The organism is Caballeronia sp. NCF2, assembly GCF_023631205.1.
Classification (GTDB): domain Bacteria; phylum Pseudomonadota; class Gammaproteobacteria; order Burkholderiales; family Burkholderiaceae; genus Caballeronia; species Caballeronia zhejiangensis.
Genome location: NZ_JALQDN010000081.1, coordinates 16,171 through 31,569, shown reverse-complemented (window position 1 = coordinate 31,569; position 15,399 = coordinate 16,171). Strand labels below are relative to the sequence as shown.

Sequence of the window (15,399 nt, the reverse complement as noted above, 5' to 3'; positions counted from 1 at the left end):
CCCATGTTGGCCCTGTCGTGTCTTCGGACGCCCAGGGCCTTTTTCTTTGCTTCATCCATTCAATTTCTACGAGGTTTTCTCATGGACATCACTTCCATCCAATCGAAGGTCATGCTCTGCTCCGTCACGATTTCGACCTGGGTCGCCCGCCGTTTCGACGGCAAGGTGACGCAGGAAGTCGAGAGCAAGCACCACGCGAAAGGCATCGGCAGATTTAACAAACGCCTGTTGCCCGAGCACGCGCCGAGCTTTGCAGAAGTCGTGACGCTCGCTGGCCGCATCCGCTCGTACTTTTACGATCACACGCTGAAGTACGACCAGTTGGGCGTGCGGCTGCTGCCGACGATGGTCTACATGGATTTCGCCGAAAAGATGCGCTCGTTGAAAGACGAGTTCGACTTGGCGGTCTCCGTGTTCTTGACCGACTACCTGAACTTGAAGGAGGCGGCTCGCGAAGAACTGAATGGGCTGTTCAACGAGGCGGACTATCCGACCCTCGCTGAGCTGACCACGAAGTTCGGCGTGAAGATGGCCGTTCTGCCGTTCCCCGACGCGAGCCAGTTCGGCGTCGAGCTTCCGGCGAACGTGCTCAACACGCTCAAGAGCGAACTGGACCAGCACGTTCTGGCCTCCATCGCGACCGCGAACGAGGATCTGGTGCGGCGTCTGTATGAAGCCGTGTCGCAGATGGCCAATCGGCTGTACGCGACGGGCAACGTCCGACTGGATGTCGCCAATAACGTCCGGGAGCTCTGCGCGTTGTTGCCGAAGCTGAACTTCGCGAACGACCCGCAGCTCACGCACATCCTCGAGCAGGCCAAGACGCATCTGGCCGTGCACACGGGAGCGGAACTGAAGGACTCGCGCGTGCTTCGTTCTCAGGTGGCCAGCAAGGCACAGGAGATCGAAGGGCTGATGGCCGCGTTCATGGGCATGCAGCCGGAGCCGATGGAAGTTGAATCGGCGGGTGCAAGCCAATTGCGCCTCGTCGCGTAAGGGGGCGTCATGGACCGCAACGATGTTGTGCTGGGTAGTAGCGCGGTCCATCCGCGCATTGCCCGGCAGCGGACCGAGCTCGTCCTCTCGCAACCCTTCTTCGGGGCGCTCGCGCTCCGATTGAACGTCCGCGAGGATCCGTCGACCAAGACGTTTTGGGTCGACGGCGAGACGCTAGGCTACAACCCGACGTACATGGAATCGCTCAGCGATCTCGAAGTCCGGGGTGTCGTCGCGCACGAAGTGCTGCATGTGGCGAATGGCCACTGCTGGCGCCAGGGGGCGCGCGATGCCGACCGATGGAACGATGCCTGCGACTACGCGATCAACCCGATCGTGCTGTCGTCGGGGATGGTTCTGCCGAAAGGGGCGCTCGTCGATCCGCGCTATACGGGCAAGTCGGCCGAGGAGATCTACGGTTTGCTGACGCAGGAGGCGAAGGAAAAGCAGCAACAGCCTTCGCAGCAGCATCAACAGCAGCCGCAGAACCAGCAGCAGCCGAAGCAGCCGCAGCAGCCGCAGCCGAGTCCGCAAGATCCGCAGCAGTCGAACGGCAAGCGGGCTCCGAAGCCAGGTGGCCAGAACGGCACCGCGCCGGGGCAGGCGCCCGCCGATCAGCAAGCGAAACCCGGCTCATTCGGCGAAGTGCGTCCTTACAAAGGTCCGGACAAGCCGGTGAAGGAGGCGGAGTGGAAGGTTGCCGTCACGCAAGCCGCGAAAGCGGCCGCGATGCGCGGCAAGCTCCCCGGTGATCTGCAGGCGATGGCGGGCGAAGCGGTGCGGCCCGTCGTGGACTGGCGATCGGTGCTGCATCGCTTCGCGCAGCAGTCGTCGCCGTCGGACTACAGCTTCGCGACGCCGAATCGGCGGTATCTGCATCTCGGCTTCTATTTGCCGTCGTTGCATACACCGGCGATCGGCGATGCCGTCTTCGTGCGTGACTCCAGCGGTTCGGTGTTCGACGAGACGCAGGCGCAGTTCGACGCGGAGATCCTCGCGGTTTTCCACTCGTTGAAGCCCGCGCGCCTGGTCGTGATGGATTGCGACACGCGCGTCACGCAGGTGCAGATCTTCGAGCGAGGCGACTCGCCGGAGATCAAGCCTGTGCGTGGTGGCGGCGGAACGGCGTTCGTCGACCCGTTCAACCGGGTCGCGGACGACGGCATGAACCCCGCCTTTCTGGTCTATCTGACAGATATGGTGGGGCGCTTTCCGACTGTCGCGCCGCACTACCCGGTGCTGTGGGCATCGACGACCCCTCTGACGCGCGCTCGCAAGGCGCCGTTTGGCGAGACGATGGAGGTCATTTGTTAGAACCCGGCATCGGCCGGGCATTCCCTGACGAACGAAAGCCCGGCATGCCGGGCTTTTTTTTCGTCCGCGCGCGGCGTTCAGGCGCGGCGTTTTTGCAGCGGCTGGTATGCCTCGCCGCCTTTGAACCTTTCCAGACGGTCGCTCGCGGTAGTCAACGCGCCGAGCGTTGCGCTATGCAGTTGCCGGTCGTACATGCTGACGATCGCCGCCAGCAGCGCAAAGGCTGACTCGGCCGACACCTGCCACGTTCCGGTCTTCCGGCCACCGTCGAACACTTCGGCCATTGCCCGGTCTGCCGCGAGCAGCGACTCGTGCGAAAAATCACCGTGGCCAGCCTCACTGAGAAACTTGCCGAGCAACACGACTTCGGTGATGTGCTGCGCGGGGCCAATGTGGTCGCAGGCGCCGCGGATCGCTTCCAACGATAGGTGGGCACGCAGCGCAAGGTCATCGGCGACGGCACGCGGGATCGGAAGCAGTTGCGCCTTGGTGAGGCGCGCACGAGCCGCTTGAGCGGAGCGTTGGAAGGGAAGGGTGCGAGACATAGCAAACGTTTGATTGACTGCCCGTATTAACGATCTTCCCACGCCGGTTCTGAAGGGCTAACGGTGCGCGCGCGCTGAAAACGCTCGACAACAGCGATCGCGCGCTCGCATTGATCCGCGTCGAGCGTATGGATTGAGCATTTCTCCGCATCCGCCCCGATCTCGGCCGCCAGCCATTTCATCGCTTTGGCGCGCGCCTCAAATACGTTGCACCCATCGCGCCGGACCTTCGCCGCAATCAGCGGCTCGAGCGCCGCGTGGAGCTTCGCCTTTAGGTCGCGCAGGCGGGCGTCGGCGAGACGGCCGAGCGGTACGTGGCGGGTGCTGCGCGGAAACACGCCGACCCACGCCTGGCAGTCCGCGCAAAGCCACAATGAGCTGTGATCGTCGCGGTAAGGGTAGGCGTCGTCACCGGCGCGCACGAGCGTCTCGGGCGTGCCGCAGTAGTCGCAATTGGGGTGGGGAAGCGGTTTGACTGGTTTTCCGACGCGCATCGCCGAGAACTCCGGGCGGGAATCTTAGATATTAGCAAGTCGGCATGCACTGCCATGCAGCCATGGCGTTTCATAATCTAAAAAGCGTGCCGAATAAGGGGGATGTGCATATTCGGCACGTTTTGTAACAGAGGTTTTTTCCTTTGATTTTAGTAACCTAGGAAAAAGACCAACCGAGACGGGACACTCTCCGGAGAGCGTTGGTCGCCTGCCTCGCGCAAAGTAGCGCCCGATTTCCTCCGTTACAGTTGCGGAGATGTCGCCGCAGTCGCCGCAAAGCTGCTCAATTTGACGCCTCTTTCGCTGCCTGCGCACGTTTGCCAACGCCAACAATAGCCGACATGTTAGATCGCCCGCAAAGCATCGCATGTCCGAGTCTGCCGACAATCACATCCTAAAGCTGCGCCCCCTTGAAGCTGAAGCCGTGCGCATGTTCTTCCATGCGCTTTCGCCGCTGCGCGAATTGCTCGACTCCCCCGACCTCGCGGAAATCATGATCAACGATTACCGCAACGTCTGGGTGGAGCGTCGCGGCGTGATGACGCGCGAGAACATCGACCTGCGCCCCGAACAACTCGAGGGCGCAATCCACTCGCTCGCATCGTCCGTTGAGAAGTCGGCGAAAGCGGGCAGCGACAAGGGCATCATCAATGCCGGTCATCAGAACTTGCGTATCGCAGCGGTCATGAGCCCGACGTCGATCGACGGGCATGCGCTGAGCATCCGGAAGCACCGCGAATCGAAGCTGACGCTGTCGGACTACGTGAACATGGGGGCGTTCTCGGCAGCCAACGCGCGACCGGAACACGCGGAAGCCATTCACTTCGAGGAAGGCATTGAGGATGAAGCGCTCATGCGCGCGCTCGTCGCGCTCGTTCAGTCGCGCAAGAACGTGCTCGTCGCCGGCGGCACGTCGGCGGGTAAGACGACGTTCCTCAATGCACTGATCGAACAGATTCCGTCCGACCAGCGGGTCATCTCCATCGAGGACACGATGGAACTGAAGCTGCACGTGCCCAACCGCGTGCGGCTGCTCTCAAACGCCGACACCAACGTGACGACGCAACTGCTCGTCGCGCTGTGCCTGCGCTTTCGCCCCGACCGCATCATCGTTGGTGAAGTGCGCGGTGGCGAAGCGTATGACCTGCTGCAGGCGCTCAACACCGGCCACGACGGCGGTCTCGCCTCCATTCACGCGAACAACGGGCGCACTGCGTTGAGCCGCCTTGAATCGCTCGCCATGCTCGGCATCCCGACCGGATCGCGGTGGGAGCTGGAAGACATGCGCAAAAACATCGCTGACTGTTTCAACTACGTCGTGCATTTCAAGCGCACCGGCGAGATGCGGCACGTCTCCGAAATCCTCGAAATCCGGGGATTCAAAAACAGCGATTACGACCTACAACGCGTTTTTTAACGGGAGCATCAAATGAAGGGCAAGAAGGTAATGAATAGAGCCGCCACGGTCGCGAAGCACCTGCGCCCGGGCAAGTCGATGTTGGTCGGCGCGCTGCTAAGCGTCGTGTCGGTCGCCGCGATGGCAGCGGGGGATTTTTCTAACCTGACGGGCCTGACGGACATCATCTGCACGATCAGCAACTTGATCAGCGGCCCGTACCTGTACGGCATCGGCATCGTGCTGATCACGCTAGGCGGCGTCGCAGTCGCGAACTCGGAAAGCAATATCGCCAAGACGTTTTCGGTGGTACTGGTCGGCCTCGGTATTGCGTCGGTCGCCGTGCCGATCATGCAGAGCCACTTTCACATGGCTAACGCCTGCTGATATGCGCCAGCACAAGGTTAGTCGAGGCCTGTCGTTGCCGCGCCAAATGGGCGGCGCAGACCGGGGACTCGCCATTTTCAACGGGACGATGACGGCGCTGCTCACCTACACGAGCTGGACCCCAGGATTTCTCATTGTCGGCGTGGTGGTGCACGTGTTCTTGCGCTGGAAAAGCTCGACTGACCCGTGGTGGCGAATCGTGATGCTGGTGTACAACCGCTACCCGGACGTCTATGAGCCGGGGCCGAGCAGCCGTTTTAGCGCACGCTTCAAGCGACCCTACGGTTTTGACCAGGACTTGCCATGCTGAAATCGATGTTCACCAAGCGCGCGGTGCAGGAAATCGCGCCGTGGGCGACGATGGTCACGCCCGAACTGGTGCTCAATAAGGACGGGTCGTTGCTGACTGTGTTCGAGTTTGAAGGCATCGACGCCGATTCGCCTAATCCGGGCGACATCACGGCCGCCCGCGACAATCTCGACCACGCATGCCGCAACTTCGATCACCGCGTGACCGCGTGGTGGCGTATGTCGCACCGGCGCGTGCGCGGAGGCATGGACGGCACGTTCGCGTCCGAAGCCGATGCGCGCGTCGACGCGATCAATCAAGCGATCATTGGCAGCGGCAAGTACTTCAAAAACTCGCACTCGCTCGCGCTGGCGTTCACGCCTGAAACCGGCATCTCGCGGATCTTCGACAAGATCAGCTATCACATGACGGTCGGCGGCAAGAATTTGGCTGTCGCGATGTTCGAAGCGGCGAAAGACACGATCCTCGCACGCAGTGCCTTCGCGTTCGACCTGACCAAGATCCAGAACGAGATCAAGCGGTTCGAGTCTGTGATCGACGGATTCGTCGGCGGCGTCACGCGCCTGAAGATGAAGCGGCTGCAGCTTCAGAATGTTCTGTCGTTTCTGCATCAGCGAGCGAATCCGTCGTCGCCCAAGCGCCGCGTGCGCTATCCGGTCACGATGCTCGACACGCACCTGACCGAGACGGAAGTCACGATCGGCGCCACGGAACTGATGTTCGAATCGGCGCACGGCAAGGTGTACGCGCGGATCATCGGCATCAAGGAATGGATGGGCTTTCAGGAAGCGGCGCTCGACGTCCTCTCGCAGGTAGACGCGGAACTGGACGTCTGCGTGATGTTCCGTTTCCTCGACACCTCGCGGGCGAGCGCGTACATCAAAAAGATTCGCGGCTTCTACAAGGTCGCGGCCTTCAACCCGGTCGCAATCCTCAAGCAGTGGGCAACGAAGGAAGAGCAGAAAAACGACGAAGGCCGTGAAATCTTGGCGAAGGAGGCGGGTGACGCGCTCGCAAAGCTGGACGCCGAAGGCCAGCAGTACGGCTTCGCCAATATTTCGGTGGTCGTTTATGGGAGCACGCCAGGAGAGTGCGAGGACGCGACGCGTCAGGTGGTCGGCGTCATCGGCAACGCTGGCTTCGGCGTGATTCTGGAAAAGACGAATCTGTTCGCCTCGTGGAGCGCGACGCTGCCGGGTCGCTGGGATCAGCAAAAGCGCCTGCAGTTCGTTGAGACGCCTGCCGTCTCCGACATCGCCCCGCTTTGCAGTGTGGGCGAGGGTTCGAAGGTCAACGAATGGCTGACGCAGCAGTCCGGTACGAAAACCGGGCCGCTGACGTGTCTGCCCACCCGCCATCGCACCCTGCAGTATTTCGACTTGCACCATCCGGGGGGTAAGGCGCACACACTCGTCGTTGGTCCGATCGGCGCGGGCAAGTCGGTGTTTTTGAATTACCTGATGACGCAGACGGGCCGCCACGGCGCGCGCCGTATCCGCTTCGACAAGGACCGATCAACCCGTATCCCGACACTGCTCGGGGGCGGCCGGTTCATCGATGCCACGGGGCGCTTCGAGGCCGCAACCTCGGTCAATCCGCTTTCGCTGATCGGTGAGCAGAAGCACTGGTCGTACGTTGCCGATTGGGTGCAGCTTGCCATCGAGGGCGAGGACTATACCTGCACGCCGCAGCAGCAGACCGAAATCTACGACCGGATCAAGACGCTGGCGCTCGGCTTCCCGGCTGAGAAGTGGCGCTTGTCGAGCTTGATCACGCTGCTGCCCGCCGATCTGCGCGAGCGGTTGCAGGTGTGGACGGAAGGCAATAAGAACGGCAAGTTTTTCGACCACGCCGAAGACGGCTTCGCCATATCCGACGACCTGTCGATCGAGATGGGCGACCTGTTCCAGAACTTCCCGGTGGCCGCCGCGTTGTTCATGGACTACGCGTTCTACCGGATCGCGCAGATTCTCGACGGCAAGCGCTACACGGTGATCGAGATCGAGGAGGCGGGCTTCTTCTTCACCTATCCGAAGTTCTATGCGCGCCTCGAAATCTGGGCGGTGACGATCCGAAAGCTCAACGCGGCGCTGGTGATGGCCACGCAGTCGCTTGGGCAGTTGGCACGCGTCCCGAACTTCGAGATTCTGAAAGAGAACATTCCAAACATCATCTATCTGCCAAACAGCGACGCGATAAACAACCAAGGCTTGTACAGCGAAGTGTTTGGTCTGACGCAGCACCAGATCAAGATGATTTCCGACGCGGTGCCAAACCGCGACTACCTGTGGGTGACGGCGAAACAAAGCCGGATGCTGCAGGCCCAGTTTCCGAAGGAGGCGCTCGCCTACCTGCGCTCAGATGGTCGCGCGCAGGCGCTCCTCGACAAGCACGTCAAGTCCGGCAGCCCACAGTGGCAGGAGGAGTACGTGCGCGACGTACTCGTCAACGCTTAACGCTTTATCCGCAAGGTACCGCCATGATGAAAAAAATGATCCGCTGCATCGCAGCCACCGGCGTGCTCACGCTCGGGTTTGTGCAACACGCGAACGCGAACATGCCGGTGTTCGATGCGTCCAACTTCATTCAGAACACGATGACCGCCGCGGCCGCCGTGAAGGGTGAGGTTTATCAGGATTCGAACCTCGTCTATCAGTACCAGATGATGCTCAACCAGCTCAAGCAGGCGACCAACCTCAATCCGTCCGCGATGCTGGCACAGTTCAAAAGCATCACGAGCGATATTTCGAGCCTCAGCAAGTACACCGACGCTTTGAAGGATTTGTACGGTGGCCTGCAAAGCAACGCGGAGTACGCGAGCAAGGTCCAGGCTCTTATCACGCAGTCGGGCAAGACGCCGGAGCAGTGGTTCACGGACCAGAACACGCTGCTTCAGAACAACGACAAGACGGCCAAGCAACTCTTCCAGCAGGGCAACGACGTCATATCGCACGTCAGCACGCTCGCCAAGCGCCGGCAAGAAATTCAGGACCAGCTGAACATGTCGCCGACGATGGAAGCCACCGCACAGTTGACCACGCACATGCTGGACATCATCTCCAGTCAGAACAGCGACCTTCTGACGATGATGGCAGCCAAGCAGCGAAGCGATGCCGTGAAGGATTCGGCGACGATCGTAGATCAGCAGGCGAACAATGCGGCGCAAGCGTCTCTCAAAGCTAAGCAGGACCAGCAGCGCGCTGCCTTCGACGCTCAAATCGGGTCGTCAAAAGTACTGGGGCAGTGATGGCACATTCATTAATGGGTACGCTGAGGACGGTTGTCCTGCTCCTGGCAACGATCGTCGCCATGGTGATCTTCCAGACTGGCGCGTTCGCGCAAGCGGCTAACGCTTCGCCAAGTTCTGCGACGGACGCTGGAACAGCGGCGCTTGCCAGTCCGGACGGCGACTTCGGCAAGGGCGCACAGACGGCCGTCACGCAAATCGATTCGCTAGTAGGCAATTTGATACCCAACGCGATAACTGCGAGTTCTGGCGTGATGGACGAGGCGAACAAGTTCGCTTGGGGTTTGGGCGTCATCTCGCTGGTCCTCGTCGGCGTTCGATTCGCCGGCACCCATCATCCGATCTCTGCCTGGGTCAATTTATTCGAGGAGGTCGCTGTACTTGGCATCTTCGTCGCGCTCTACCTCGGCTACACGTCGAGTGCGAGCGGGTTCTGGACATGGTTCAAGGATCTGGCAGCACATATCAGTGGCGCGTCCGATTCCTCGACGGGTGGCCAGATGGCGCACTTGGCAGGCGTCATCTTTGACGGGCTAAAGGAAAAGTTGAAGTCAATTAGGATTTTGAATATTCCAGCGGTCCTGTCTGATGCGGCGGTCATGTTGCTCGCCGCGTTCTTCATGTGCTTGGCGGCGATCGTCTTCATCTACTACTCGGCAGTAGGGCAGATTCAATCGGCTATTGGGATCGTGCTGGGGCCAATCGCGATCGCTCTCGCTTTCTCGTCCTACACCCGCAACTACTTTGTCAAGTGGCTGGACTGGATGATCAGCGCCGGAATGTATGTCGTCGTCGTTGCGATCTTGATGAAACTTGTCGGATCCTCAATCGGCGACGCGGTGTCGAAGGCGTCTGGCGTTGGTGGTGCAACAACGGTGAACGCGATGTACGTTTTTAATCTGGCGATATTTATCCTTTTGTTGTCGCTCGAGATTCCGAAGCTTGCGGCGATCTTTGGCGGCGGCGCAAGCGCAACCGGCACTGCGGCGCTGAAGTTGGCGAAGGGTTTCATTCCATGATCGCCGCTCACCAAGCAATCCTCGCCGAGGACCTATTCGCTACGCACCTGAAGCGCATTGAGCTTGTTCGTCAATGCGCAAACGAGAGCACTGAAACGGAATTCGCGCGTAAGTGGCTTGCAGTGTTACGCCGCTGCGCGAATTGGTTTTCGTCTATGCCACTGACGCCCGAGTTGCATTGCGAGCCCGGCGGTGCATTCCGCGCGACGATTGAATCGACGTTCTATGCCATGCGGCTTGCCGGTGGGCAGAAGTTTGCGGCCGATCTCACGTCCGACAAGCGTCGCCGGCTCGAGCCGCAATATAACTACGCCGTGTTCCTGGCCGCCGCATGCTCGCTGCTTGACGAGCCGTTTCGCCACTTCGAGATGGTGCGGCTTTCGGACCGCACCAAGTGGAATCCGGCGGCGCACGGGTCGTTCGGCACGTGGATCGGAACCGGTCAGTTCGCCGTTGAGCGGCGCGTGACGCCACTGAAGAATGAGCGCATGCGCACGGCCATGTTTGCCCAGACCGTCATCACGCCAGAGCTGCTCTCAGGGTTCGACACCGCGGTGTTGGACGACCTCTTCAATGCGATAAATCCCGAGCGCAGCCCGCAGGGGTTCGAACCCCTCGTCCACAAGGTAGTGCGGCAGGCCATGGACGTTGCGGTCGACTTCGAGCGCAAGGCTCAACGCGCCGTGTTCGCGCCGGTGAAGTATGACGTTCCCTCAGCCGTGCACGTCGCGCTCGCGCTTGAGCCGCAGTTCGTCGCGACGCCCGCCCCGGCCAGTATCGATTCGTCCGTCGAGCAGGGACAGCCGGCCGCGACGGTCGCGCCCGTACCGCCGGCGACTACCTCAGAGCCGCAGTCTGCCGTTGTTGGAGCAACGGCCGCGTCGGAGCAGCAGGCAAGCGCCTCTGCGCCGAAGTTCTCTCAGTCGTTGCTCGATGCGTTGGAGCGCAGCGAAGCACAGGCCGCTGGTGCGGCTTCGGCTGAGGCCTCGGCCGGCCCGAGCGCGGCTGCGTCGCGCCCGGCGCCGATCGACCCTGCCGCAGCGCGTCCAGCGCGGTCCAATGCAAACCGGGCCGGGCCGTCTGACGAAGACTTGACGGAACTCCTGGGACCCGGCGCTGCAATGTTGAAAGAGTTTTTCAAAGCCCTTGCTGGCGACGTGGCGACCGGAAAGGCGGAAGTGACGTGGGAAGAAAAGGGGTTGGCCGTCAAGAAGCGGCTCGTCGGCGGATACGGCATCACGAGCGATACCCTTGTCGAACAACTCAAGAAGCGCAGCCTCCTGATGCGCGCACACGGCAATGACATCTGCATTGTCGAGCGCGCCGGACGTCTCATCGTGGAGCGACCCGCGGCATGAACTACGTCAATCACTTCCGTCCGATCTATGAGTTTCGACCGTTTCTCGTTTGGCCCATCGTCATCGTTGGCATCTTAGTCTCAGGGATGCCCTACGGCTGGGCGTTTGCGCTAGCCGGCGCGGTGCTACTGTCCATCCGCGCGCTTCAGATATGGAAGGCGCTGAGCTTTCGTATGGCCATCTCAACGAAATGGCTGAGCAAGATTCGAATCGAAAAGCTCCTTGCCACGCAGAACGCGATGCGGAAAAAAGCTGACTCGATGTATCTGGGCATCGGATACGAGTGGACGCAGAAGCATACCCAGATTGCCCACGAAATCCTCCGGATGCCGGTAACCGATATTCCGTCGTTGCCGAAGTGGCTGTCCAAAACCGAGACCGGCAGGACCGTGGAGGCGCGCATTGAGCGGCTATTCGGCCCGCGGGACAGCATTCGTGACCGCATGCCGCAGGGATCGTCCTGGATCCACGGTATGGAACAGCAGAAGGTCGAGGTGCCGTTTCACTATAAGGCGATGGGCGGTCACACGCTGGTGGCGGGCACGACTGGCGCGGGAAAGACCCGCACCTACGAAGTCATTTCCACGCAGGTGATCCACAACGCAAAGGACGTCCTGATCATCGTTGACCCGAAGAACGATGACGAGTGGAAGAAGCGCGTGGAAAAGGAATGCGCGCGCACCGGCCGCAAGTTCCTGTACTTCAATCAGGCCAAGCCGCACGAGTCGATCCGCCTTAATCCGCTCGAAAACTGGTCGCAGCCGTCGGAAATTCCGTCGCGCATTGCTCAGTTAATGGAGGAAGGCCAATTCCGAGACTTCGCTTTTCTCTTCATCGATCGTGCCGTGAAAGGCGAGCTGTACGTCGGCGACAAGCCCAACTTGCGATCGATTCTCAAATACGCACAGTCAGGCATTGGCAATTTGCTCGACCGTGGGCTGCGACGATTCTTTATCGAGAACGGCCTGACGGACTGGGAAGAATTGACCGTCACCGCGACGGTAAAAGACGCGCAGCGCCGCAACGACGTTTCGATGATTGACGGAATGGTGAAGCTGTATCTAGACCGATTCGCCGCTCACGATCGCGGGCACGAGACGATTGATGGGTTGATCGCGACACACACCCACGACCGCGAGCACTACATGAAGATCATCGCGTCGGCGTTGCCGCTGCTACAGATGCTGGCCACAGGCGAAACGGGCCTCATGCTGGCGCCAAAGGCGGACGACTTCGAGGACGAGCGCGAAATATGGGACATCGACAAGATCATCAAGCAGAAGGCGGTCTTGTACATGGGGCTCGACTCGCTGTCGAACAACATCGTCCAGAAGGCGATCGCGTCGATGGCATTGTCGGACGTTGCGGCCGTCTGCGGCGCGATCTACAACTTCTACGCTGAGAAGCCCGACGTCGTGCTCATCATCGACGAGATCGCTGAGGCCATCAACGAGCAGGTGATTCAAATCCTGAACAAGGGACGCGGGGCAGGGTTCAAGGCGTTCGTCGCATTCCAGGCACGCGCCGACCTCGAAGCGAAACTGGGAAACGCAGCGAAAATGCTACAGGTTTTGGGCAACCTCAATAATCAGGTGGTGCTTAGACTAGAGGACTCAGATACAGCAAAGTGGTTCTCGGACAAGGTCGGAGAGACTGCGATCCGCGTGGTGAACGTGTCGAACAGTACCAATACCACGACTGAGGCGCATGCGCTTGAATTCAGCGGATCGCAGTCCCGGTCCATCCAGTTGGAGAAAGTGCCGCTCATTCCCGTGAAGCTGCTTCACAGTTTGCCGAATCTGCAGTACTTCATGCGCATCTCTGGCGGTGCCGTGTATCAGGGTCGAATTCCTATCATCGAAGGCTAAAACACAAGATTATGTCCGCTGCATATAAAAACATCATTCGCGATCACAAGCTCTCGCACAGGCTGGTCGCGGTCTTCAATGTCGCACCGGAGCTGGAGCTCGCGTGCTCGCGCGTGGCCGACTTCATCGGCGAGCGGTTTATTGGAGACAAAGGGCCGCTGGCCGCGGAGATGATCGAGTCGGCGCTAGATGGTTTCCGGCGCGCGAAGCGCACGGGTGACCAGCACATCGCGTTCATGCAGGGCTTGTTCGAACCGTCGAAAGCGCTGTACGCCCGCCGGCTTGTCGCGCGGTTTGGCGACAAGGTATCGGTGTGGTGCCCGATGGTCGAGGCGATTCCCGCGTTCGAAGCGCGCCATTTCGAGTACCAGTTCGAGATGGTCGATGAGCGTTGTCCGGACGAGATCACTGAGCGCACCGCCGCGTTTCAGCTCGCCGCACGCGTGCTTCAAGGAGAAGCCTTCCGCCGTTACTTCGAGGAATACGATGTCGCTCACCGTTACGATCATAGCGAAGCTGTCCGGAGTTGAGCCGCGCACGGCTCAGCGGGCGCGCGACACTGCCGCCGCCTTTGACGGCGACGTCAATGCAGCGGTGCCCGAGGAATTCACTTACGGCGCGGGCGCCCGGTGCTATGCGTTGGCGACAATCGCCGAATTCCGCCCTGCGCTGTTCTGGGGCGGACTGATGGCACTCGTCGCGGTGCCCGCCCTCATGCTAGTCAAGGTGCTACATGGCTAGTCGGTTCGGTTCGCACATCAAGGTGTGGTTTCTGCTCGTGCCGGTGCTTGCCATCGCCGTCATGCCGGCGATCCCGGAGCGCAAGCTATTCGAAGTGCCAGAAGCGGAAACACATTCTCTCGTTGAGTCAGTCGGGCAGGACCGGGTCGACCGCGCGATGCGTAGCGCCAACGACGAGTTCCGCCGTGCTTTTGTCGATAGCGGGCTGCTGCACCGCACGCTGAATGCCTCGGGAAAGGTAGGCGGCTTGGACGACGGCGGGTTCTCATCGTTCGCACATACGTGGACCGAAAACTTCTGGCTGCTGGTCTACCGGATGCTGTTCCGCGCGATGGTTATGAAGATGTGGATCATCGGGACGCTGCTTTTTGCGATCGGCATGTTCATCGACGGTGCGGCGCGGAGGAAGATCAAAGCGTCGGCAGCGGGCTTCGTGAGTCCCTTGTCTTTCCATCTGGCAGGCCACGGGTTGCTGCTCGTGACCGGCACGCTGTTCGCGGTGCTGGTAGTTCCGTTGCCTGTCTTGGTCGGGTATTGGGTCGCCGTTGCTGCGCTCCTCGGAGCTCTCCTGTGGAAAGCTGCCGAGTCCTTCCAGTCGTCGAGATAGCGAAAACGTCGCACGACTCGTTAGCAGTTCGACAAACAAATTGCTTCATCTCCCCCCAGGCAACGCTACCCGGATAGCGTTGCCTTTGTTTTTTCCGCCTTCGTCTTCGCTTCCAGCCTAGAGCGCGCCAATAATTCGGTGAAAGGCGCTCTAAATAGCCACCGTTTCGAGCTTTCGCACGCTGCCACCGCCGCAACAATGTTGAATATGGGCAACGCGCTTTGCTTGCCTGATCCCCAACGATGAAACGGGACCGATGCGGTCCAGGAGAAACGGCGAATGAGCACGGTTGTCGAACCCGGCAGTGAAGAGAAGGTCGCGCTTAGCGCACTTGAACAAGGTACGGCCGACGCGCCGCTCACGACCGACGGCGCGGACGACGGCGAGCTCGAGCGCGAGTTGACTCAGATGGAGGCCGACGCAGACCGCCTTCAGAAGGAAGGCGTTATCTCTAACGACGACGCCGACATGAAGCGTGCGGAAGTCGCCAAGACGCGCAAGCTCTTCCGCGATCTGCCTGCCGCTGAGCGTATCTCGATCATCAAGCGCCGCCGTGAAATCGGTCGTCAGTTGCTGGACCGCCAGCTTTCCGGTGCGGCAGTCGTGACCGCCCGCGTGCGTCTGAACCATACGCGCCTGAAGCCGCTATTCGAACAATGGTGGCCGTACATCAACCGCATGAGCATCAACATGCAGCGTTTTGGCCGCTCGACGTTCGGCGAGAACGACAAGGAAGTCGTCAACAGCGCGCTCGAAAAGCTGCTCGCGGGCATCGAGCGCTACGTGGAAGAGCAACTTCGCGTAGCCGAAGGCTTCCGCCAGCAAAAGGAAGCGGAGCTTCGGGTCAACAAGGAATTTGTGTTCGAGCCGACGATCCCGATGCCCGCGATGGACATCGAAGTCGAGGCATATTCGCGCTTTTCGATGCGCGTGTTGGGCGTCATTATGAAGTTCGACCGCGCGATGGATCACTTCGATTTCATGGTCTGGAACGGCATCCGGGATCAGTCGGACGTCGACGATGAAGCCGTCAACTTCCTCAAGCGCTTCGACCCGCTTGGCATTCGCGGGTACATGACGCACCTGAAGCTGATGACGACGGTCCGCGGCAACTAAG

At 60.4% G+C, this 15,399-nt stretch carries 16 protein-coding genes; 14 read left to right on the top strand and 2 right to left on the bottom strand.

All coding sequences use genetic code 11. The features are described from left to right. Window positions 1-81: 81 nt before the first annotated feature. Window positions 82-996: a hypothetical protein gene (locus NCS02_RS31435; RefSeq protein WP_045463797.1), complete on the top strand. Its 915-nt coding sequence runs from the start codon at window positions 82-84 to the stop codon at window positions 994-996. Window positions 997-1,005: 9 nt separating this feature from the next. Continuing rightward, on the top strand, window positions 1,006-2,310 hold the full coding sequence (locus tag NCS02_RS31430; protein ID WP_250523523.1) for a vWA domain-containing protein: 1,305 nt from the start codon (window positions 1,006-1,008) through the stop codon (window positions 2,308-2,310). 77 nt (window positions 2,311-2,387) lie between these two features. On the opposite strand, the gene NCS02_RS31425 is transcribed toward NCS02_RS31430, so the two are convergent. Together NCS02_RS31425 and NCS02_RS31420 are read right to left on the bottom strand one after the other, a co-directional pair. Next, window positions 2,388-2,855 (bottom strand): hypothetical protein, encoded by a 468-nt coding sequence (locus NCS02_RS31425; protein ID WP_244808781.1) that lies wholly within the window; start codon window positions 2,853-2,855, stop codon window positions 2,388-2,390. A gap of 26 nt (window positions 2,856-2,881) precedes the next feature. Beyond that, the gene (locus NCS02_RS31420) at window positions 2,882-3,349 is read right to left on the bottom strand and encodes a zinc-finger-containing protein (protein WP_250508091.1); all 468 of its coding nucleotides are present in this window, start codon (window positions 3,347-3,349) and stop codon (window positions 2,882-2,884) included. 367 nt (window positions 3,350-3,716) lie between these two features. Between NCS02_RS31420 and NCS02_RS31415 the strand changes: the two genes are divergently transcribed. The 12 genes from NCS02_RS31415 (at window position 3,717) to NCS02_RS31360 (ending at window position 15,398) form a co-directional block, all read left to right on the top strand. Then, a complete protein-coding gene (locus NCS02_RS31415) occupies window positions 3,717-4,766 on the top strand; it encodes a TadA family conjugal transfer-associated ATPase (protein ID WP_250508090.1) in 1,050 nt (349 codons plus the stop codon). Between the two features lie 12 nt (window positions 4,767-4,778). After that, a complete protein-coding gene (locus NCS02_RS31410; RefSeq protein WP_086966748.1) occupies window positions 4,779-5,132 on the top strand; it encodes a conjugal transfer protein TrbC in 354 nt (117 codons plus the stop codon). 1 nt (window position 5,133) lies between these two features. Further along, window positions 5,134-5,442, top strand: a complete 309-nt coding sequence (locus NCS02_RS31405) for a VirB3 family type IV secretion system protein (RefSeq protein ID WP_174447239.1) — start codon at window positions 5,134-5,136, stop codon at window positions 5,440-5,442. Next, window positions 5,436-7,898 carry a VirB4 family type IV secretion system protein gene (locus NCS02_RS31400; RefSeq protein WP_250508089.1) on the top strand — a complete coding sequence of 821 codons (2,463 nt, stop codon included), beginning with the start codon at window positions 5,436-5,438 and terminating at the stop codon, window positions 7,896-7,898. Before NCS02_RS31405 ends, NCS02_RS31400 begins: the two co-directional genes overlap by 7 nt. After that, window positions 7,856-8,689 (top strand): type VI secretion protein, encoded by an 834-nt coding sequence (locus tag NCS02_RS31395; protein ID WP_250523522.1) that lies wholly within the window; start codon window positions 7,856-7,858, stop codon window positions 8,687-8,689. The genes NCS02_RS31400 and NCS02_RS31395 overlap by 43 nt, the downstream gene beginning before the upstream one ends. A 62-nt stretch (window positions 8,690-8,751) precedes the next feature. Next, on the top strand, window positions 8,752-9,708 hold the full coding sequence (locus NCS02_RS31390) for a type IV secretion system protein (protein WP_250523521.1): 957 nt from the start codon (window positions 8,752-8,754) through the stop codon (window positions 9,706-9,708). Beyond that, on the top strand, window positions 9,705-11,066 hold the full coding sequence (locus NCS02_RS31385) for a TraI domain-containing protein (protein ID WP_250523520.1): 1,362 nt from the start codon (window positions 9,705-9,707) through the stop codon (window positions 11,064-11,066). Before NCS02_RS31390 ends, NCS02_RS31385 begins: the two co-directional genes overlap by 4 nt. Continuing rightward, window positions 11,063-12,934: a conjugative transfer system coupling protein TraD gene (gene traD, locus NCS02_RS31380; protein WP_250508084.1), complete on the top strand. Its 1,872-nt coding sequence runs from the start codon at window positions 11,063-11,065 to the stop codon at window positions 12,932-12,934. The genes NCS02_RS31385 and traD overlap by 4 nt, the downstream gene beginning before the upstream one ends. Window positions 12,935-12,945: 11 nt before the next feature. Continuing rightward, window positions 12,946-13,464: a hypothetical protein gene (locus NCS02_RS31375; protein WP_250508083.1), complete on the top strand. Its 519-nt coding sequence runs from the start codon at window positions 12,946-12,948 to the stop codon at window positions 13,462-13,464. Then, window positions 13,421-13,675, top strand: a complete 255-nt coding sequence (locus NCS02_RS31370; protein ID WP_235023229.1) for a hypothetical protein — start codon at window positions 13,421-13,423, stop codon at window positions 13,673-13,675. The genes NCS02_RS31375 and NCS02_RS31370 overlap by 44 nt, the downstream gene beginning before the upstream one ends. Beyond that, window positions 13,668-14,282 (top strand): IncC plasmid conjugative DNA transfer DtrJ family protein, encoded by a 615-nt coding sequence (locus NCS02_RS31365; protein WP_086966741.1) that lies wholly within the window; start codon window positions 13,668-13,670, stop codon window positions 14,280-14,282. Before NCS02_RS31370 ends, NCS02_RS31365 begins: the two co-directional genes overlap by 8 nt. Before the next feature lie 279 nt (window positions 14,283-14,561). Next, a complete protein-coding gene (locus tag NCS02_RS31360) occupies window positions 14,562-15,398 on the top strand; it encodes an ATPase (RefSeq protein ID WP_250508082.1) in 837 nt (278 codons plus the stop codon). Window position 15,399 lies beyond the last annotated feature (1 nt).

Coding starts and splice junctions, on each gene's coding strand:
- NCS02_RS31360 (WP_250508082.1), top strand. CDS start 14,562: ATGAGCACGGTTGTCGAACCCGGCAGTGAAGAGAAGGTCGCGCTTAGC.
- NCS02_RS31385 (WP_250523520.1), top strand. CDS start 9,705: ATGATCGCCGCTCACCAAGCAATCCTCGCCGAGGACCTATTCGCTACG.
- NCS02_RS31390 (WP_250523521.1), top strand. CDS start 8,752: ATGGTGATCTTCCAGACTGGCGCGTTCGCGCAAGCGGCTAACGCTTCG.
- NCS02_RS31410 (WP_086966748.1), top strand. CDS start 4,779: ATGAAGGGCAAGAAGGTAATGAATAGAGCCGCCACGGTCGCGAAGCAC.
- NCS02_RS31415 (WP_250508090.1), top strand. CDS start 3,717: ATGTCCGAGTCTGCCGACAATCACATCCTAAAGCTGCGCCCCCTTGAA.
- NCS02_RS31430 (WP_250523523.1), top strand. CDS start 1,006: ATGGACCGCAACGATGTTGTGCTGGGTAGTAGCGCGGTCCATCCGCGC.
- NCS02_RS31405 (WP_174447239.1), top strand. CDS start 5,134: ATGCGCCAGCACAAGGTTAGTCGAGGCCTGTCGTTGCCGCGCCAAATG.
- NCS02_RS31420 (WP_250508091.1), bottom strand. CDS start 3,349: ATGCGCGTCGGAAAACCAGTCAAACCGCTTCCCCACCCCAATTGCGAC.
- traD (WP_250508084.1), top strand. CDS start 11,063: ATGAACTACGTCAATCACTTCCGTCCGATCTATGAGTTTCGACCGTTT.
- NCS02_RS31400 (WP_250508089.1), top strand. CDS start 5,436: ATGCTGAAATCGATGTTCACCAAGCGCGCGGTGCAGGAAATCGCGCCG.
- NCS02_RS31365 (WP_086966741.1), top strand. CDS start 13,668: ATGGCTAGTCGGTTCGGTTCGCACATCAAGGTGTGGTTTCTGCTCGTG.
- NCS02_RS31425 (WP_244808781.1), bottom strand. CDS start 2,855: ATGTCTCGCACCCTTCCCTTCCAACGCTCCGCTCAAGCGGCTCGTGCG.
- NCS02_RS31370 (WP_235023229.1), top strand. CDS start 13,421: ATGTCGCTCACCGTTACGATCATAGCGAAGCTGTCCGGAGTTGAGCCG.
- NCS02_RS31435 (WP_045463797.1), top strand. CDS start 82: ATGGACATCACTTCCATCCAATCGAAGGTCATGCTCTGCTCCGTCACG.
- NCS02_RS31375 (WP_250508083.1), top strand. CDS start 12,946: ATGTCCGCTGCATATAAAAACATCATTCGCGATCACAAGCTCTCGCAC.